Genomic DNA, 19,694 nt, shown 5'->3' on the forward strand with positions numbered 1-19,694 from the left:
TACTTTTGTCAAATTAGGTTGATTGCACTAGATCGAAACGATTAAAAGACAATTGTAGAATTTGCTGCAAATTTCATTGCAAAGAAATAGACCGTATCGGATTACGAAAAATAAATAGGATTCACATGAGCCAAACTACACAACACGACCTTATTGGGATTGCTGATGTTGCAGCAAAAATTCCCGCGTTCATTAGCAAAGTACCCAACCTGTTGAGTGGTCTAAAGCAAGCCTATTTACGCACCCCAAATACTTCCGCAGGCTTAGGAATTGCATTTGAAAAAGCCGTAAAGCGTAATCCCAAAGGCTATGCGCTATATTTCGAAGAGCAAAAATATACCTATAACGAACTCAATGAATGGGCCAATCAAATTGGTCACTATTACCTTGCACTCGGTGCAAAAAAAGGTGATGTGATTGCGGTGATGATCGAAAACCGATCTGAACTCGTTGCAACCATCGTGGCTTTAGCCAAAATTGGCGTCACCAGTGCCTTGGTCAACACCTCACAAGTCGGCAAAGTGCTGACACACAGCATCAACTTAGTGAACCCAATTGCGGTAATTGTGGGCGAAGAATGCCGCCAAGCCGTAGAAGAGATTCGTGGTGATCTCAGTGTAGCTGCAGATCGTTTACATTGGTTCGCAGATCAAGCCACTCGTGTAGATGCCGGTCAAGCACCGAAAGGCTTCTTAAACCTTGCAGAAGCGATTGATGAATTTCCAAAATTCAACACACCCACCACTGCAAGTGTAAAAGGCAAAGACGGCCTATTTTATATCTACACCTCTGGGACAACAGGCTTACCTAAAGCGGTGATTTTCACCAACAGCCGTTGGACTTTGGCTTATGGAACATATGGTCACGTCCTTAATCTAAATAAAGATGATGTGATGTACGTAACTTTGCCGCTCTATCACGCTACAGGCACTGTAGTTTGTTGGTGTGGGGTGATTGCCGGTAGCGCCACTCTTGCCCTGCGTCGCAAGTTTTCCACCTCATCGTTTTGGAAAGATGTACAAAAGTTTGATGCGTCAGCCATTGGCTATGTGGGCGAACTTTGCCGCTATTTGATGGATGCTCCACATTCAGACCTTGAAAAAGGCCATCGTGTGAAAAAAATGATTGGTAACGGCATGCGACCAAACATTTGGGATAAGTTTAAAGAACGCTTTGGAGTCGAAGAAGTCCTTGAACTTTATGCTTCAAGTGAAGGCAACGTCGGCTTTAGTAATGTGTTTAACTTTGACAACACTGTTGGTTTTTCACCAACGCCTTATGCGATTATTCAGTTTGATAAAGAAAAAAATGAAGCTGTACATGATGCTAAAGGTCGCTGCATTAAAGTGAAAAAAGGCGAAGTCGGCTTACTCATCGGTAAAATTACCCGTCGCTCACCTTTTGATGGCTATACCGACACGGAAAAAAACAAATCCGTCATTATGAAAGATGTATTTAAGCATGGTGATTCATACTTCAACACTGGTGACTTGGTTCGTGACATTGGCTTCCGCCATGCACAATTTGTCGACCGTCTAGGTGATACTTTCCGCTGGAAAGGTGAAAACGTTTCAACCACTGAAGTTGAAAACATGGTGAGTGAGTACGATAAAATTGCTGAAGCTGTGGTTTATGGCGTAGAAATTCCAGATACCAATGGCCGTGCGGGTATGGCTGCCATCACGCTCACCGATGGTGCCGAACTCAACGAACAAGATTGTAGTGAAATGGTTCTGCAATTTAAAAAATGCTTACCAGCTTATGCCGTGCCAGTATTTTTACGTGTACAGAAAAAAGTCGAAACCACAGGCACATTTAAATACCAAAAAAACAAGCTGAAAGAACAAGCTTTTGATCCTAAGCAAACTGATGAACGTTTATTGGTATTGCTGCCAAATGCAACTGCTTACTGTGATTTAACTCCTGAAATTTATGCCAATATTCAGGCATATAAATACCGTTTTTAAGCAAATAGCGCTCATTTTAGCGACAGATATCCGCTAAAATGAGCTACTTTGTTGTATTTATAATCAAACACAAGCAAGTTTATGAATTTTTACTTGCGCTTGAAGCAGATCTTGCTACAATACGCACCATCAAGCGAAATGGGTCGTTAGCTCAGTTGGTAGAGCAGTAGACTTTTAATCTATTGGTCCCGCGTTCGAGTCGCGGACGACCCACCATTTCCTTCGATACCACAAGATGGGTCGTTAGCTCAGTTGGTAGAGCAGTAGACTTTTAATCTATTGGTCCCGCGTTCGAGTCGCGGACGACCCACCATCTTTCTAAAATGCCAGTTTTAGATTACAATCTTGTGCATACCCCCTAAGGGTCGTTAGCTCAGTTGGTAGAGCAGTAGACTTTTAATCTATTGGTCCCGCGTTCGAGTCGCGGACGACCCACCATTCTTTCTTAGGGCTTCTTTCTTCCGGCAGTTGAAGAAAAAGAAACCTGCAGGTTCCGACCAAGACAAACCATCACCATTATTGGTTTTGATTCGCCATTCTCGAAATTTTGCTATAGCGATGTTGCGAAGTATCATTCTTGTCTTGCTAGATGAAGTATTTGACCTGAAAAATTTTAGATAACAAATATTCCCTAGTATTCAAAACTACACGCTTCGTTTATCTTGCTAAAATTTTAAAATGCTCTTTTAAAATTTTCTCAGGGTTGTTAGCTCAGTTGGTAGAGCAGTAGACTCTTAATCTATTGGTCGTGGGTTCGAACCCCACACAACCCACCAATTCTATATCGTATTAATAATTCAATTTTTTATAAGCTAGTTGCATTCGATTAGCCAAGAACTACGAATTTCACGCCGATACTCAAACGCAATTTATAATTTTATTTACTTCATTCGCAGTATTTAATTTGGGTCTTTCACCAAAGTATAGGCATGTTGAGGCTGAGGATAACCTTTAGAAAATAATTCCTGATTTCGATCGACTTCACCTTGACGAATTTTGTCTAAATCCATAGTGATTTTATTTTCATTAATCACGTGATAATAAAAATTCACGCCTTCTTTTCGATGAACCACCAGCTCGGTATGTGCTTCATTGACACTCCACGTATCCTTACGGTATTTCACATTAATGCCTGGCGTATTGGTTTTTTCAGCAAATACTTTTCCAATTTGAATAATACTGCGGTGTACCGTGCCATCTGGCAATAAGTTAAGAATGAACTCCGCATCGCCTTCTGGGCATGGAATAAAACTGTCATCGCATTTTACTTTGGCATGAAAACGTCCAATAAAAATTTTGGCATGCTCAGGAACAGGAGCTGACTTTATGTCATCGTCATTCGGCAATGTCGCCTGCCCTGCCACTTGGGTTAATTTTTTTCCATGATCTTGCTTCGCATGAACTTCCGATGCGATAGCTGATGCTGAACTTTCACCCTTATCCGCTGCGGGTTGAGACGTGGGACTACAACCACTAAAAGAGAGGCTGAACACTCCTGCAAACACTGAAAGATATGCAAATTTCATCAAAAAAGGTGAAGCCGATGTTTTCATATAATGTGCCAAGACCAATCATTCATTGGTTTTTTCAGTTCTTGCTGACTTAATATTGTAATCAAAAAATCAACGCTGTATACATATATTTGCGATATATGTTAATCATATCTCATTGTTATCGTTGATATTTAATTAATAATCAAGCTATTTTAAAGGCAAACTAATCAAACCAATTCTTCAAATTACATAACTTTACTTAATTTTTTTTCTGCACCCTTTAAATCGCAAAGCTTGTCACCATTTCTATAATATGAATTTGGAAATATTCAAATTTATTCTTTTTTTGAAGGAGACCTGAATGGCCAATGTTGGTTTATATCGCTCAAACCGCTCTAACATGATTGCTGGTGTGATGGGGGGTATTGCTGAACGTTTTGGTTGGAACGCAAATTTACTGCGTATTATTTTTATCTTTGTATCATGCTTAAGCGCAGCCTTTCCCGGTATTTTGGTGTACTTGGTTTTATGGTTAGTCATGCCTAAAGCACAAGATAACTTTTTCCGTACCAATGGCTATTCAGACCCTATTCGTACTGTGAATGATGACAGACGTTAAAATCCTTTGACCCAGTTTAGTCGCTACGGTTTCTCCCCCAAGATTCCGTAGCTTTTTTTTGCCTATATATTGGCAAAGCCATATTTAAGTCTGATGAATTTAAATCAAAGTTTAAGGCTTAAGATTTTGTTTGCTGATTTAGCTGTTGATATAAGGCGGCAATCATATCGGCACGGCTAATCATTCCCACCAACCGTTTTTGCTCAACGACTGGAATATAATTAAAAGATCTTTCCACAAAATAAGGCACTAAATCTTGAATGGGTTGATCCGGCTGCACGGTCACCACTTTGGGATTCATAATTTGATAAACGTGATTTTCCCAACTGGCTTTGGGGTCTGCGGCACGTTTAAACCATTCCACTACATCATATAAAGCCAAATTTCCCACCAAGCGATCCAAATCACTCACCACAGGCAAACTCATCAAATTGACTTGTTTAAACTTTTCCAATGCTGACTGAATATCATCTTCTGCACGCAGGGTAATCACTTGCTGACTCATGATGTCACGACAATGAAACTGGCTTAGGCCACGACGACTGGCTAATTGCTGTGCTTCTAAAATAATTTTTTGTAAGTCATATTCACTAATATCAAGCAACTGACTTTGCTGTTCTAAGACTTGCTGAATATCCGCTGGCTGAATCGACACTTTTTGTGTCGGTGTTGGATCTGTCGTCCGAGTATTGACTTGTGCTTTTTGTGGATACTGCTTGCCTAGTAATCGGTTATAAATGATAGCAACCACCATCAAGAGGACCGAATTTAAAAGGACTGGATAAAAAAGAAAGGCATAGCCTAAATCATGGACTGCCTCTCCGCCCAATACCGCTGTAATCGCCACGGCTCCACTTGGTGGATGCAATGAGTCTGTGGTCATCATTAAGATGATCGCTAATGCAACCGCGATACTAAATGCTTCGGTTAAATTAGGAATAAACATCGCACACGTCACGCCAATCAAGGCCGCAAGACTATTACCGACTACCATATTCCACGGCTGTGCCAATGGGCTGGCAGGTACCGCAAAGAGCAGTACGGACGATGCGCCCATCGGGGCGATATACCACGCATTTAAGTCATCTAGCGCCAGCCAACTGATCAGCGAAGAAATACTCAGGCCCAGCAAAGCACCTACCCCACACAGGATGCGGTCTTTTAAAGGCAGAACTTTAAAGTTGGGTTTAAGCGTATTGAGCCAAGCTGATTTTGCGTGAAACACGAGATGCCTTGTTTGTTGTTTTGCGAGATGTGGCAATTATAAAGCCATGCAAGCAATAAGATGTATTCAACTTACATCTTTATCTTATAAATTTTACTTTTGATTCTTTTGAATGATGAATACGCCGCTTACTTGCGTAGTTTTATCCCAAGAAATGAGCCTAAAAGGCTCATCATGTTTTACTGATACTTAAAATAAAAAATCTATCAGCGCTCATATCTGTACTCACTAAAATAAAGGAACATTTAGGCGGTCAGCTTATTCATCTTGATCAATCAAATCTTCACTGCCATAAATAATTTTCTGAGCTGTTTCATCATACACGATAGGAAACCATTCATAGTAAGCCGAAGGGATTCGTTCAACTCGAATACGTCCAATCACATAATTATGCCCACCCAATAAATCAACTGTGAATCGAGCTGGACGAGCGATAACTAGCTGTGAATTATGATCAATGACGAGCTCAGTTTTTCCCTGTTCTACAGCGGTGGTAAACCGTCCGTGAATAGGTGAGTCAAAAGCCATTCCTCGTGTGACTTTTCGCGTCCCCTGCTGACCATTGACCTCAAGCAAAAGACCTTCGCTCATTTGATACTTTGAGCTGACCACGAGCTGCTGCTTAATCACCTTCTTACATTCCGCGTTGCAAGAATTTGTAATAGTCGCAATTTTTGAAGCGTGAAGTGATGAATCTGAATGCAAAGCCACAGGCGTCGTACTACAGGCAGATAGCACCATACTTATCACAATAAAATACTTCTTAAACATTGTTATCGCTCATCATTCAATTTCTTCATCCACTTTATGCCACAAGTAACTTCGTTTTTATTCTGTACAATTGGAAAATATAAAATTCTGCGCATCATTAAAACATCAAAGCTTGGTTCAAGAATGATTAACCCTTTGCCACACACCCCCAAAATCCTTATAATTGAGCACAATTTTTATCTAATTTTAAGTGGATGACCATGAGTCGCGCCATATCGCATATTGATACCTTCCAAGGCTTAATTCTTGCCTTACAAAACTACTGGGCTGAACAAGGCTGCGTCATTCTTCAACCTTACGATATGGAAATGGGTGCAGGTACTTTCCACACTGCAACTTTCCTACGTGCTTTAGGCCCTGAAACTTGGAACGCTGCTTATGTTCAGCCTTCTCGTCGTCCTAAAGATGGCCGTTATGGTGAGAACCCAAACCGCCTACAACACTACTACCAATTCCAAGTCGTGTTGAAACCAAACCCAGACAACATCCAACAGTTGTACCTAGATTCATTAAAAGCCATTGGTATTGATACCCTTGTTCACGACATTCGTTTCGTAGAAGACAACTGGGAATCTCCAACACTTGGCGCATGGGGCTTAGGTTGGGAAGTTTGGTTAAACGGCATGGAAGTGACTCAGTTCACTTACTTCCAACAAGTCGGTGGCGTTGAATGCTACCCAGTGACTGGCGAAATCACTTACGGTCTTGAACGTTTAGCAATGTACCTTCAAGGCGTAGATTCAGTTTACGACTTGGTTTGGACTAAAGGTCAATTCGGTACAGTAACTTACGGTGACGTATTCCACCAAAACGAAGTTGAGCAATCTACCTATAACTTTGAATATGCCAACGTTGAAAAAATGTTTGAGCTATTTGATTTCTACGAAGCTGAAGCAACTCGCTTGATGGAAGCTGAACTTCCTCTGCCTGCCTATGAACAAGTAATCAAAGCATCACATAGCTTTAACTTGTTAGACGCGCGTGGTGCAATTTCGGTGACTGAACGTCAGCGTTATATTTTACGTGTACGTACATTGGCGCGTGCGATTGCACAGAGCTATGTCGCTGCACGTGCGAAGCTGGGCTTCCCAATGGCAGAACCAGCTTTACGTGACGAAGTCCTTGCTCAACTTAAAGCACAAGTTGAAGCGGAAGCAAAAGTAGAATCTAAGGAGAGCAAATAATGTCTAAACATACAGTATTGTTCGAATTAGGCTGCGAAGAACTTCCACCAAAAAGCTTAAAAAAATTACGTGATGCGCTACATGCAGAAACGTTAAAAGGCTTAAAAGACGCAGGTCTTGCATTTGATGCGATTGAAGCTTATGCAGCACCACGTCGCCTTGCATTGAAAATTGTGAATGTTGATGCAGCGCAAGCCGACACACAAAAACGTTTTGATGGCCCTGCTAAACAAGCAGCGTTTGATGCCGAAGGCAAACCGACTAAAGCACTTGAAGGTTTTATGCGCGGTCAAGGCATTACGGTTGATCAAGTTTCAACTTTCCAAGCAGGTAAAGTTGAAAAAGTGTGCTACTTAAAAGATGTAAAAGGTCAAAGCCTTGATGTTTTACTTCCACAAATTTTACAAGCCGCTTTAGACAACTTGCCAATTGCAAAACGCATGCGTTCTGCTGCAAGCCGTACTGAGTTTGTACGTCCTGTAAAATGGGTTGTGTTGTTGAAAGACAGCGATGTGATTGAAGCAACCATTCAGGATCACCAAGCAGGTAACGTGACTTATGGTCACCGTTTCCATGCTCCTGAAGCAATTACACTTGCAAATGCCGATGCTTATCTTGATGCTCTGCGTACTGCAAAAGTGATTGCAAACTTTGAAGAGCGCCAAGCCATCATCGACCAACAAGTCAAAGCTTTGGCTGATGAAGTGAATGCCATTGCGATTGTCCCTGCGGACTTACGTGACGAAGTAACAGCATTGGTTGAATGGCCAGTTGCGCTTCGTGCAAGCTTTGAAGAACGCTTCCTTGCTGTTCCTCAAGAAGCACTCATCACGACGATGCAGGACAACCAAAAGTACTTCTGCTTAGTGAATAGCGACAATAAACTTCAACCTTACTTCATTACCGTGTCAAACATTGAGTCGAAAGATCCGTCTCAAATTATTGAAGGTAATGAAAAAGTCGTTCGTCCACGTTTGTCAGATGCTGAATTCTTCTTCTTACAAGACCAAAAGCAACCGCTTGCAACTCGTAAAGAGAAACTTGCAAACATGGTGTTCCAAGCTGAATTGGGTACCCTATGGAACAAGTCTGAACGTATCGCGACTTTGGCTGTTGCACTTTCTGCAATCACTGGTGCAAACCCAACAGATGCTGAAAAAGCTGCACTCCTTGCAAAATGCGACTTAACCTCTGAGTTGGTGGGTGAATTCCCTGAGCTTCAAGGTATTGCCGGTACTTACTACGCACGTATTGAAGGCGAAAATGATGAAGTCGCTGAATCTTTAGGTGAACAATACTTACCTAAATTTGCAGGTGACCTTTTACCTAAAACCAAAACAGGTACTACGCTTGCGCTTGCTGACCGTTTAGATACGCTCACAGGTATTTTTGGTATTGGTCAGGCGCCTACAGGTTCTAAAGACCCGTTTGCACTACGCCGTTCAGCCATTGGTATCTTGCGTCTTGTGACTGAAAATGATTTAGACGTTTCGATTGAAGATCTAATCAAACTTGCACTTGCTGCTTATGGCGATGTATTGAAAGATCACGATAAGACTTTAGCGGATGCTGTTGCATTCCTTGAAGGTCGTTACCGTGCTAAATACGAAGACCAAGGCGTGGCTGTCGATGTGATTCAAGCTGTTCAAGCGCTTTCTCCAAAATCACCACTTGATTTTGATAAACGTGTAAATGCGGTAAATCATTTCCGTGACTTACCTGAAGCTGCTGCACTTGCCGCTGCCAACAAGCGTGTTGCAAACATTCTTGCGAAAGAAGCTGCACCTGAAGGCGCTGTGGTTGAAGCGAACTTGATTGAAGATGCTGAAAAAGCATTGTTCGCTGAACTTGCAAAAATCACACCTGTAGTTGAGCCGTTATTTGCTGCGAAGGACTACACCGCTGCCCTTTCTGCACTTGCTGCACTTCGTGCACCAGTCGATGCGTTCTTTGACGGTGTGATGGTGATGGCCGATGATGCTGACCTAAAAGCGAACCGTTTACGTATGCTTGCACAACTTCGTGACTTGTTCACGAAAGTGGCTGATATTTCAGTGTTACAGCACTAATTGCTGACTAAATTTAAAACCCGCTTTAGAGCGGGTTTTTTTACTTTGAAAATCTGAAAGTTAGATGTTAATGTAATTATAAAATTGAAAAGAAGATTAGGAATACAAATGGTTAGTAATTTAACAGTTCAAAATATCAATCGCTTTACAAAAGAAATTGCTGACTTAAATTTAAAAATTAGCCAAGAAAATAAAAAAGAAGCGACATTGAATGATAAAATTAATCAGATTCTAAAATCCTTACACTCTAAAAATATAAGCCTAACCACTCTCAGCAGCAAAACTTCAGATATGAATCGAAAACAGTCCGAAGTAGCTAAATGTCAACAAAAGAAAGCTGAACTACAAAAAAAATTGGCTATTGCGGAGACAAACCTTCTTAAAACAAGACAAAAATTATCTAAGGAGCAGGAAGATGAGAACAAAAAATTAATGGCTTTAGAGAAAAAGTTAAACTTACAACAAATACAAAATAAAAAAGCAATCACCCAAGTCATTTCAAATGCTGGTGTACAAAATCAGGATAGCCTGCCCGATGTAGAATATGATTTCTTTATCTCTCATGCATCTGAGGATAAAGAAGAATTTGTTCGTACTCTTTATCAAGCTTTAATTGATGTAGGATATAAAGTCTGGTTTGACGAAATTACACTTAAAATTGGAGATAGCTTAACAGCTGAAATTAATAAAGGATTAATTAAATCAAAGTTTGCCATCGTTGTAGCATCCGAAGCTTTTATTAGAAAAAACTGGACACGCTATGAATTTGAATCTTTAGTAGCCCAAGAAATGGATAGTGGCACAAAACGAATTTTGCCTATATGGCATGGAGTATCAAAAGATCAAATAATTAGTTTTAGCCCAAACCTTGCAAACAAAGTCGCACTAAATACTGCTAATCAAAGCATTGTTGAGATAGTTGAAGCCTTATCAGAACTCATCCCTGTAGACGAAGATGAATTGGATCAAGATATTGCCTAAAGTAAAATTTAATATAGCCAATTTTTACTCAAATCCCTATACTCAATCCAACAACACTCAACAAGAATGAAACTTATGAAATTGAAAGCATTCCTTTTGACTGGTCTTGCGGGTCTAACACTTTCTGCATGTACATCTGCACCAACAATTCCGCAACTTGAAACAGGTGTATTACAAGAAGTTCAAAACATTGATGTCTACCCAGATACCACAGATAACAAAGCAAAACTGACTAAATTTGTAGATAAATGCGTGATTGAATTTACAGGCAATTTAGAAGAAGCAAAATCGGTTGAACAGTGGTCATTTAAAGGCTTAACCCTTATTTCAGGTGGTACAGCAACCTTTGCCAAAGATGGTACAAGTTCAGCGCACAATTTTGATTTAAATGCGGCGGATGTACAAAAGAACTTCCTTGCATTACGCGGTCATTTTGCAAAAGATGCGCTTACACAATGTGAATAAATAATAAAAACCATATCTCCAAAATGGAGGTATGGTTTCATTTTTCGTTGAATCTTGAACCATAATCTGTTCAAACCCATAATTTTTAATCATGAAAATCGTAACTAGAACCACACCACAGCAACGCGCAAAACACACATAAGCCACTGTATTTTCATAAAATTACAATACTGCATTAACTTAACCAAGTTTCCACACTTCAAACTTCCGCGTATCTGAGCTGTTATCGCATTGTGTGACTTATCGCACAAAACCACTTTTTGCTTTTTTTTACTCTTAAGATGTCCTCTGCTCCAAAAGCGCTAATGCTGAGTGCAACAGCAGCGTTCAATAAAAGAGGACAAATGCAAAGATGAAACCTTTATTTAAAACAACACTGATCACCGCAGCATTATTCGCAACCACTCCACTATTTGCGAACACCGCAGTAGAAGCCAATGCGAAAGTTGAAACACAGCAACCGTCTGTACTGCAAAATCTAAAACAAGACATTAATCAGTCTGCGCATACAGCGGGTGACAAAATTGAGAAAGGCGTCGATAAGACCAAAACCTTCACCCAAGAAAAATGGCAAGACACCAAAGAATTCAGTGCAGACAAAAAGCAAGATGCTAAAAATAAATGGGCTGACCTAAAACAGTCTAAAGATGAAAAATCAGATGCAGCGAAAGCCAAGATCGATGCCAAAGCTGAGCAAAATAAAGCTAAGCTTGATGAGCGTAAAGCACAGCTCGATGAAAAAGCTGCAAAAGACAAAGCAAAACTCGATGAACGTAAAAGCAATGTCGACAATAAAGTTGATCAAACCAAGAGCTATTTAGGTGAAAAAGCTCAGGAAGGTCGCCAATTTGCCAGTGAAAAATGGCAACAAACCAAGGCGAATTTCCAAAAAGGTCAACAAGCCAATGTGAGTGGCAGTAGCAATGTACAGTTGCAAACGCCTGTCGCACAAGCTGAAGTCCATAGCTCACATGAAGCCAGCTTAGGTGCTCACAAATAAATAAACTGGCTTTCATCCCCTCTCCTCCAGAGAGTAGGCTCACCCTTCGGTGGGCCTTTTTTACCTTATGCAAAATACAAACGTGTACAAAGCTGTCATTTGCTGTATTGATTTTGCTACGGCAAGTTTTTTTCGCTGCAATTTTTCCTATAATGCGTTAAAACCGTTCATCAGATAGAAAATCTATAAAATTCAGAGGTGAAGCTGTGAAGATTTCATTAAAAGCAACGTTATGCCTAAGCTTAATATTCACGACACCCATGCTTTGGGCACAAGAAAACACAGCAGCGCAAAGTACTGAGCAACAAGCGAAAAAGCCTGTGAGCCCTTATGGTGATAATCCAAATTTATTGCATGTGTGGGCCTATAAAGCCCAAGAAGGCGTTGTCGGTGCTGCTAAAAATATTGGTGAAATGACTGAACGCGGGATTTCTAAAATTAAGCCTTCGGTCGACCAAGTTTGGGACAATACGAAAACTGCTACTCAAAATACAGTACAACAGGTTGATCAGGGCGCACAGCAAGCCACCCAAAACGTCAATGAAAAATTGAAGCAAACCCGTGAAAGTATCACAGGCAAAACCAGCCAACCTGCGCCCATTAGCCAACAGTCATTGAGCGAACCGTCTTCAGGCAATACGATTAATACGGCTCCAAGCAACAATGCGGGGCAAAATAACAATCAATATCCTCAAAGTAGCTATCCTTCGAGTTCGACGTCTACAACCTATCCTGTGACTGATTTATAATTTAACACTACATTTAAAAGCTCAACTTTGGTTGGGCTTTTTTAAAACCAAAATTGAATGCTTTTGGTCTTTGGCCTATGACTATAAAAACAATGAATTAATGAGAAAAAAATGCGAATTTTATTTGGTATCTTGCTTGGTATTCTGCTCTGCGTTGGCTCTGTGATTGGCTTACAACGTTTTCCACAATTGTTGAAAAGTTATCCACAGTTGCAGACTATTTTTCCCCAATTGTACGATTCATACCAATATAACCATGATGCCGAAGGTAAATTATTACAAACCTTAGAGATGCTAGATGATGAAGAATACAAATCGACTGAAGGCAATGAAGCGACACTGTATCAACTCGATGATCAATGCAAAATAAACCTCTATGTTTTTGGTGAATCCTATCAAAGCCTAACAAGTTATTATTTTCACAAAGGTCAGATTATACGTGCCTATGAAACATATCTGACCTATCCAAACGGTGGCTTTTACGCTGAACCCAATACCAAAGAGCCTTTTAAACTTGAAAAAAGTTATTTACAAATCATGATGCCAAACAATATCAAGACTGAACTTGAATTTGAGCAAATCAAAAATCATTTCAATGCTAAATTTTTGAAAAAATGCTAGAAGCTTCCTTTACATATTCTCTAAGATCTACCTAGCGAATAGGTGAATTTCATCAACTCAAATTTAGCTATTAAATTAAGCATTAAGGAGCAGGTTTGAGATATCGCCTACGTACAAACGATGCTGTACAGATTTGAATAAGCATCAACAGGCAAAATGGATAGTCAACCCAGACTGATAAACGATCAATATGCGCAACCAATCCAAAGACAGAAAAATAGACCTGTCCCACAATAATAGGTACTACAACCAGCCATAGTCCCCAATACCAATAGCGATTTAAAAAATCAATAAGTGCTAAGACGAAATGCGCAATAAAAAATACCGAAACCAGCATAACTTGTAAGGTCGGCATAAATTTATGAACTTCAAAATCGGGGTTCTGGAATAAATAATTTTCACTGATATTTAGTACATAACTGTACCATGCCCAAGTAATGCATGCGGTAAAGAGAATCAGCATGCAAAATATTCTTAAACTTTTTTTATTGGCAAGATCGACCTGCATAGACATCCCTATTTATATAGAGCTTTGTTCAAAAATAAGGTTCCTTAAACTCGTTTTAATTCACCTGCCGAATGACCATCCCCGCTTTAAAGGCCTCTACATTTTCCACCAATTGCTGCACAATGCGTTGTCGTGCATCGACGCTGCCCCATGCACTATGTGGAGTAATAATTAAATTTGGAATACTTGGGTCAAGCAGCACATTGCCCTGCTTGGGTGGCTCAACCGTCAAGACATCGGTTGCTGCGCCTGCGATCGTCCCTAATTTTAATGCCTCGGCTAATGCCGATTCATTAACCACACCACCTCGTGCACAATTGATCACAAAGGCCGATGCTTTCATTTGAGCCAAGCTTTCATAATTGAGTAAATCACGAGTTTCATCAGTTAAAGGACAATGCAAACTCAGAAAATCGACCTGCGCTAGCATCTCAGAAAATGCCACACGCTCAGCCAACATAGGTCGATTCGGTAGCGCACCAATCATAATTTTCATGCCAAAAGCTTTAGCCAAATGGGCCACGGCTTGACCCAATTCGCCATAGCCGACAATCCCCAAAGTCTTACCAGCCAGCTCAATAATTGGAAAATCTAGTAAGCAGAACTGATCTGCTTTTTGCCAATCTCCCTGTTGGACTGCCCGATCATACTGTCGAAATGATGTCGCCAAGTTCAACATTAACATCAAGGTATGCTGTGCGACTGCAGCGGTGCCATAAGCTTGGCAATTACACACCACGATGCCTTGTTGCTGTGCGTGTACAAGGTCAACATTATTGGTGCCAGTGGCAGAAATTAAGATAAGTTTTAATTGCGGATTGAGCTGCATGTGCTCAGCATTGATGTGTACTTTATTGCTGATAATCACATCAGCCCCTTGTATGCGCTGAGCAACCTCTGCAGCCGTTGTTGCGGGATAGAGTGTCAATTCATCAAACTGTGCTTCTAGTCCGCTAAAATCTAAGTCCTGTTTATCTAGAGACTGATAATCTAGAAATACCGCTTTCATGGCTGCTTCCCTTCTGGCCGATTATAAAGATTTGATTGTGAATGATTAAAACCTGTGATGCACCAAAGTGCAATCGAACAGCATATAAAAAAACCCGCTATTTCGCGGGTTTATCGAGATGATGTTGCAGTGAATTTCGAATTTTGAGTATGACATAAATGGTCAGTATCGTAAGTAACAACATACTGCTGCTAAAAATCAGTATGCTTGAACTAACCCCCTGTGCATAGGCTGAACCCATGGTCAGCACTAAGATGAATAATACAGCAAGCATCTGTGTTGAATGCATACTGATAACCCTCATATTCCTTATGATGTTTTAGGTAGTATGATTGTTTTTTATACTACCTTTCTCTCATCATAATCTCTTCCTACAAATTAGCAAGCTTTGGATTTTCAACCCAATGTCGAGCTTAAATTTGTTCGGGTTGCACCACAAACTGGCAAGATGCATCGGCATTTTCCACAAAGAAGACTTGACCAAATTCATCGCTACTCAAACGCAATTCTTTATAGTTCAGTGTGTAATAGCCCACATATTTCTGCATTAAAATCGGATGCATACCTGCCGCCAGTTCATCTTGAGCTAAGACCAATTTCATTACCTGACGGTCATTCATCACCACCATGTAACGCTCATCTTGGACTTGGACGTAAACTAGACCTGTGCCCTTCGGCTGCAAAGGAATCAAAAACTTGTGATTCAGCGCAATTACACCAGCTGCATAGCTTTCAATTTTTTGGCTAATCACATTAAACACTAAACCATGTTCAAACTGGTCGAGTAGCAGGCTACGATTTTCCTGTGGCAAAAAGGTCGTGATCCCCAACTTTTGTAGATCTTGCTCACTGACTTGTTTGTTATTAAACAATACCCGTAATAAGGTTTGTTTTTGTTTGGCATCAAAAAATTGTGGATCAAGCTGAAACGAATTGCTTTTTAAAATTTCACCCAAGGCATCACGATGGCGTGTCAGTAAATTTTCGATGACTTTTCGATAATAGAATTTGCTGTTTTTCTTAACCCGACGCATTTTTTGATAAAAATACGGCGCATCAAAAGGATGTCTCAAGAAATCATTTAACAGTTCTGAACTCGCCAATACCGCAATGGCATCATGCCCTGTAAACGGCAGATGCAACACATGCACATGCGGAATTAAAGCCTGTAGTTTTTCAAAGTGAGCGCGATCTTCTGGACAATAAGGATCATACACCACGATATATTCGCGTGTAGTCGATACATCTTCAGCAAGTACTCGCATATTGGCATGCAGATTAGGTTGAAAGAACATGCCATAGCGTGTATCGACAATGTCTTCAGGGTCTATGGAGAACTGTGGCACCATACTGACCACGCGCTGAAAACCAAATAAATTGGCATATTTAATGGCAGCATAGCCGCCCATGGAACCACCATAGGCAATTCGCAGCTCAAATTGCTCTAGGATCGGCTTGATGGCTTGATACATCTGTTGCATTGACGTTGTTGGAAACCAAGATTTTTGTTTCGGCATCACACCGATCACATTAAAATCATATTTTTGCAAAGACTTCTCAGCATTAATGCTCAAGCCCTTGGCGCGGGTAATCAAATCACCGAAGGAGAAAATAAGCTCACGAGAACTGCCTGGCTGAAAAATGACACGAATTTGATCATCTTCAAAAATGATGTGCTTTTCCATTGTACTTTGCTCCAGTCCTTGTTGCGTCACGCTTTTCCTTCCTTGTTGCATTCAAAGTTTATCTTGTTCCGAATATGCTATTTTATAGAGGCCATACAGATTAAAAAGTGCAGAATATGACACATTCAATACATCCTGCCGCACAACAAGGCTTTAGCTCTGCAGCTGAACTCTATCAACAAGCCCGTCCTGACTACCCGATTGAAATCAGTGCGTGGCTACAACAACATTTAGCTTTAGCCCCTCAAGCCCATCTGGTGGACTTAGGTTCAGGTACAGGCAAATTTCTCGAGTATATTCGCCCACTCAGTGAAAATATCACCGCGATCGAACCTGTACATGAAATGCTGCAACAATTGCAGAAAAAACATCCGCATATTGCAACTTTAGCCGCCCAAAGTGATCAGATTCCACTGCATGATCATTCTGTAGCAGCGGTATTTTGTGCCCAATCATTTCATTGGTTTGCCACCCCTGAAACCCTCAATGAAATCAGTCGTATCTTGGTTCCCAATGGTGATCTTGTTTTGATTTGGAACCAGCGTGATATCCAAGTCAATTGGGTCAAACAACTCGCTGATGTCTTGAGTGAACTCGAAGGTGACACACCACGTTATCATAGTGGGCAATGGCAAAAAGTGTTTGAGCAGCAGCAAACATTTAAATTAATTGCCGAAACCACCTTTCAACAATTGCATCATGGTACAGTGGAACACGTGGTTTCCAAACGATTATTGTCCACCAGTTTTATTGCAGCGTTAAGCACGGATGAACAACAAAAACTGAAACAACAATTTGAAAATATCGTGGCTGAATCAACCCAAAAGACGGCACAGGATTTCATTGATTTCCCGTATATCACGCATGTCTATATCTTTAGAAAAACACATTAGGACACGATTATGCTCATGCCAATCTCTTTAAAGAAACTCAGTGTCATCTTCCTCATGGGTACGGTGCTAGGACTCACTGCATGTGAAAAATCATCAAAAACGGTGGAACAAAATAGTGAAATCAGTTCCGATGATCAAATCATGAAAGAACTGAATAGTGATCCTATTAAAAACTTTGCCAAGACCCCAGATGATCTACACGACCTCACGCTTCTGACGCAATATGATGAGAGCTTTAGTCAAATTAGCGATGAGATGGAAGATGAGCTGATGAAACTGCGTGAGGAAGGCAAACTCACTGATGAATTTGCTACACAGCGTAAGCGTGACAACATCCAGTCAGCACTGAATATGCTCAAAGAACTCGAAATGAAAACTGAGCAAGGCCGTTATATTCAAGGCTTGATGTATCAGTACTGGGACAATCAATCACAAATTTATCGTGAGAAAAATCAAGCAGCCGATGGTGAGTTAAAAAATCCTAGTGATAGTGTCAAAGGTCTCGGTCAGTTTATTCATGCTCAAGAACAATTGGGACATTGGCAGGAACAATATCCTGAACTACAAAAAACTCGACAACCCTAATCATCCACCCTGTTGCAATCTATTTACCGAAATTCAACGTGGATGAATGAGAAGGTGACACGAGCTAAAAGACACAACATAAACTCAACTTCAAGGGCACATCCATGCCCTTGAAGTGATTGCTCAATCTTGATTTAAGCTATGGTCGTTCAGCATATTGTGGTAAATCACCTGCAATATCATCCCATTCTGCTTTGGATGCGACAAAGATATGACAGGTCGGTTTCTGCGTCAGAGGCGTATCTAAGGTACCTATACGTAGGCGGTAATAATCAGGCGTTTCAGCCTTAATACTGATGATCGGCGAACCACACTCACTACAAAAACAGCGCTGCGTGGTGGCCGTGGACGCATACTGTTTCAGAAACTGCTCACCAGCCACAATTTTAAAATCTGCTTTAGCAATCGGGGCATTGGTCGCAAATGCTGTACCATTGGCTTTTCTACACCGAGAACAATGACATTGCACGATCTCACCAATCGGACCATTAATTTCATAGCAGACCGCACCACATAAACAGCTGCCTGTATATTGTTGTTCTATGCGCATTATTCTGATGTCATTTGCTTTAGGGAAGCATCAACATAGCACACTGCTCCAACGCATTTGTGACAATTTATGGATGCCCTAGGTAAAATAATGGAACCCAATCCAGTTAAAAAAAACCTAAACTGAATGAGCTAAATACTGATGTACACCTTGCCCTGCGGCACGACCCGTTGCAAAGCATGCAGTAAGTAAATAGCCCCCAGTAGGTGCATCCCAATCCAACATTTCCCCGCAGACAAATACAAAAGGATTGCTCTTCAATTGTAAGCCATCTTTTAGGACTGAACGCTTCACACCACCTGCGCAGCTAATCGCCTCATCTATCGGGCGAAATCCATCAAGGTGAATATCTAAATGTTTAATTTTCGCTGCTAGTAAGGCCGGCTCATGCCACAAAGATTTATCCACCAGTTCACGGACCAGCGCAGCTTTCGCCGAATCTAAACCGGCTTTACGCCAAACATTGGTTAAAGACTGCTTCTTCGAAGGCTGTAGTTTCTTTGCCAATTGCTCAACACTTTGATCTGGCAATAAGTCCAAAGTCAGCTGCATGGGCTGAGCAGATTTCACCTGTTGACGCAACGCACGACCTTGTTTGTAGATCAATCCACTTTCCAGTCCATAGTGTGAAATGATGATATCGCCTTGGGTCGGCTCGGCTTGCTCGACCCATGCATTGACTCGCTTTAAAGGCTGTCCAAACACAGGCTGCATGAACTTCGACCAAACGCGTTCCACGCCTGCATTACTGGCCTGAAAAGCTTCAATGCTCTCAGGCTGTAGCCATTTTTGCCATGCGCCATCACTGCCTAAACGTGACCAAGACACAGCCCCACACGCCATAATAATCGCATCAAAGCCAAGCGCTTGATTTGATCCATCAACAAGGTTTTGAATTGTCAGCTGATTGGACTGTAAGTCCAAAACTTGATGTCGATAATAAAACTGTACCCCGTCTAGACTAAGACGTTTTAACCATGAACGCAGTAAAGGCGCAGCTTTCATTTCAATAGGAAAGACCCGACCCGATGAACCAATATAGGTTTCAATGCCCAACCCCTTCATCCATTGTTGAATCCATGCTGCATCCCACTGCTTAACCCATGGACTCAGCCATTCCACTTGATCATAGCGCTGCACAAATTGTTCAACGGGTTCTGCATGCGAAATATTCAGCCCCGTCTTGCCCGCCATTAAAAATTTACGGGCTGCCGATGGTTTTTGCTCATAAACATGAATGTCATAGTCAAATTGGCTAAGCACTTCCGCAGCCATCAATCCCGCAGGCCCTGCCCCAATGATTGCAATACGCTGAGTCAT

20 protein-coding genes and 4 tRNA genes are annotated in these 19,694 nt (G+C 41.1%); 15 read left to right on the forward strand and 9 right to left on the reverse strand.

All coding sequences use genetic code 11. The annotated features are described in order from the left end of the window. Positions 1 to 125 precede the first annotated feature (125 nt). From FTT99_RS10955 to FTT99_RS10975, 5 genes are all read left to right on the forward strand, one after another. Positions 126 to 1,967, forward strand: a complete 1,842-nt coding sequence (locus FTT99_RS10955) for a long-chain-acyl-CoA synthetase (protein WP_078192782.1) — start codon at positions 126 to 128, stop codon at positions 1,965 to 1,967. Positions 1,968 to 2,107: 140 nt separating this feature from the next. After that, a tRNA-Lys gene (locus FTT99_RS10960) sits at positions 2,108 to 2,183 on the forward strand. Positions 2,184 to 2,204: 21 nt separating this feature from the next. After that, positions 2,205 to 2,280 (forward strand) — tRNA-Lys (locus tag FTT99_RS10965). Between the two features lie 49 nt (positions 2,281 to 2,329). After that, a tRNA-Lys gene (locus FTT99_RS10970) sits at positions 2,330 to 2,405 on the forward strand. Between the two features lie 262 nt (positions 2,406 to 2,667). Further along, positions 2,668 to 2,743, forward strand: a tRNA-Lys gene (locus FTT99_RS10975). 123 nt (positions 2,744 to 2,866) lie between these two features. On the opposite strand, the gene FTT99_RS10980 is transcribed toward FTT99_RS10975, so the two are convergent. Continuing rightward, positions 2,867 to 3,520, reverse strand: coding sequence for a hypothetical protein (locus FTT99_RS10980; RefSeq protein WP_180131462.1), 654 nt, complete (start codon positions 3,518 to 3,520; stop codon positions 2,867 to 2,869). 301 nt (positions 3,521 to 3,821) lie between these two features. Between FTT99_RS10980 and FTT99_RS10985 the strand changes: the two genes are divergently transcribed. Further along, entirely contained in the window at positions 3,822 to 4,079 is a 258-nt protein-coding gene (locus FTT99_RS10985; protein ID WP_078189754.1) for a PspC domain-containing protein, read from the forward strand. A 118-nt stretch (positions 4,080 to 4,197) separates the two neighbouring features. Here FTT99_RS10985 and FTT99_RS10990 read toward each other — a convergent pair whose 3' ends face one another. Continuing rightward, positions 4,198 to 5,304, reverse strand: coding sequence for an HPP family protein (locus tag FTT99_RS10990; protein ID WP_180034978.1), 1,107 nt, complete (start codon positions 5,302 to 5,304; stop codon positions 4,198 to 4,200). A gap of 258 nt (positions 5,305 to 5,562) precedes the next feature. After that, on the reverse strand, positions 5,563 to 6,075 hold the full coding sequence (locus FTT99_RS10995; protein WP_180131463.1) for a hypothetical protein: 513 nt from the start codon (positions 6,073 to 6,075) through the stop codon (positions 5,563 to 5,565). Positions 6,076 to 6,275: 200 nt separating this feature from the next. Here FTT99_RS10995 and glyQ point away from each other — a divergent pair, with 200 nt between their 5' ends. From glyQ to FTT99_RS11030, 7 genes are all read left to right on the forward strand, one after another. Next, a complete protein-coding gene (gene glyQ / locus FTT99_RS11000) occupies positions 6,276 to 7,259 on the forward strand; it encodes a glycine--tRNA ligase subunit alpha (RefSeq protein ID WP_067666981.1) in 984 nt (327 codons plus the stop codon). Then, positions 7,259 to 9,328 carry a glycine--tRNA ligase subunit beta gene (glyS, locus tag FTT99_RS11005; protein ID WP_180131469.1) on the forward strand — a complete coding sequence of 690 codons (2,070 nt, stop codon included), beginning with the start codon at positions 7,259 to 7,261 and terminating at the stop codon, positions 9,326 to 9,328. Before glyQ ends, glyS begins: the two co-directional genes overlap by 1 nt. A 108-nt stretch (positions 9,329 to 9,436) precedes the next feature. Then, positions 9,437 to 10,309: a toll/interleukin-1 receptor domain-containing protein gene (locus tag FTT99_RS11010; RefSeq protein ID WP_180034981.1), complete on the forward strand. Its 873-nt coding sequence runs from the start codon at positions 9,437 to 9,439 to the stop codon at positions 10,307 to 10,309. 75 nt (positions 10,310 to 10,384) lie between these two features. Further along, a complete protein-coding gene (locus FTT99_RS11015; protein WP_078189759.1) occupies positions 10,385 to 10,774 on the forward strand; it encodes a hypothetical protein in 390 nt (129 codons plus the stop codon). A gap of 352 nt (positions 10,775 to 11,126) precedes the next feature. Beyond that, positions 11,127 to 11,774 (forward strand): hypothetical protein, encoded by a 648-nt coding sequence (locus tag FTT99_RS11020; protein ID WP_180131471.1) that lies wholly within the window; start codon positions 11,127 to 11,129, stop codon positions 11,772 to 11,774. Positions 11,775 to 12,034: 260 nt separating this feature from the next. Beyond that, positions 12,035 to 12,523: a hypothetical protein gene (locus FTT99_RS11025; RefSeq protein ID WP_180131495.1), complete on the forward strand. Its 489-nt coding sequence runs from the start codon at positions 12,035 to 12,037 to the stop codon at positions 12,521 to 12,523. Positions 12,524 to 12,634: 111 nt separating this feature from the next. Beyond that, entirely contained in the window at positions 12,635 to 13,144 is a 510-nt protein-coding gene (locus FTT99_RS11030) for a hypothetical protein (protein WP_180101472.1), read from the forward strand. Between the two features lie 82 nt (positions 13,145 to 13,226). On the opposite strand, the gene FTT99_RS11035 is transcribed toward FTT99_RS11030, so the two are convergent. From FTT99_RS11035 to FTT99_RS11050, 4 genes are all read right to left on the reverse strand, one after another. Beyond that, entirely contained in the window at positions 13,227 to 13,607 is a 381-nt protein-coding gene (locus tag FTT99_RS11035; protein WP_180131473.1) for a hypothetical protein, read from the reverse strand. A 100-nt stretch (positions 13,608 to 13,707) separates the two neighbouring features. Then, positions 13,708 to 14,661 (reverse strand): 2-hydroxyacid dehydrogenase, encoded by a 954-nt coding sequence (locus tag FTT99_RS11040; protein WP_180131475.1) that lies wholly within the window; start codon positions 14,659 to 14,661, stop codon positions 13,708 to 13,710. Between the two features lie 97 nt (positions 14,662 to 14,758). Beyond that, positions 14,759 to 14,950, reverse strand: coding sequence for a hypothetical protein (locus FTT99_RS11045; protein ID WP_078189765.1), 192 nt, complete (start codon positions 14,948 to 14,950; stop codon positions 14,759 to 14,761). A gap of 124 nt (positions 14,951 to 15,074) precedes the next feature. Further along, positions 15,075 to 16,346 carry an alpha/beta fold hydrolase gene (locus tag FTT99_RS11050; protein ID WP_180131497.1) on the reverse strand — a complete coding sequence of 424 codons (1,272 nt, stop codon included), beginning with the start codon at positions 16,344 to 16,346 and terminating at the stop codon, positions 15,075 to 15,077. Positions 16,347 to 16,462: 116 nt separating this feature from the next. Between FTT99_RS11050 and FTT99_RS11055 the strand changes: the two genes are divergently transcribed. Next, positions 16,463 to 17,239: a class I SAM-dependent methyltransferase gene (locus tag FTT99_RS11055; protein WP_180105938.1), complete on the forward strand. Its 777-nt coding sequence runs from the start codon at positions 16,463 to 16,465 to the stop codon at positions 17,237 to 17,239. A 15-nt stretch (positions 17,240 to 17,254) separates the two neighbouring features. After that, complete coding sequence (locus FTT99_RS11060) at positions 17,255 to 17,824, forward strand: hypothetical protein (protein WP_180131499.1); 570 nt, start codon at positions 17,255 to 17,257, stop codon at positions 17,822 to 17,824. A 139-nt stretch (positions 17,825 to 17,963) separates the two neighbouring features. Here FTT99_RS11060 and FTT99_RS11065 read toward each other — a convergent pair whose 3' ends face one another. Then, a complete protein-coding gene (locus tag FTT99_RS11065; RefSeq protein ID WP_180131478.1) occupies positions 17,964 to 18,374 on the reverse strand; it encodes a GFA family protein in 411 nt (136 codons plus the stop codon). A gap of 117 nt (positions 18,375 to 18,491) precedes the next feature. Further along, entirely contained in the window at positions 18,492 to 19,694 is a 1,203-nt protein-coding gene (locus tag FTT99_RS11070) for a TIGR03862 family flavoprotein (protein WP_180131481.1), read from the reverse strand.

It is taken from the genome of Acinetobacter sp. YH12040, from assembly GCF_013420005.1.
Taxonomy (GTDB): domain Bacteria; phylum Pseudomonadota; class Gammaproteobacteria; order Pseudomonadales; family Moraxellaceae; genus Acinetobacter; species Acinetobacter amyesii.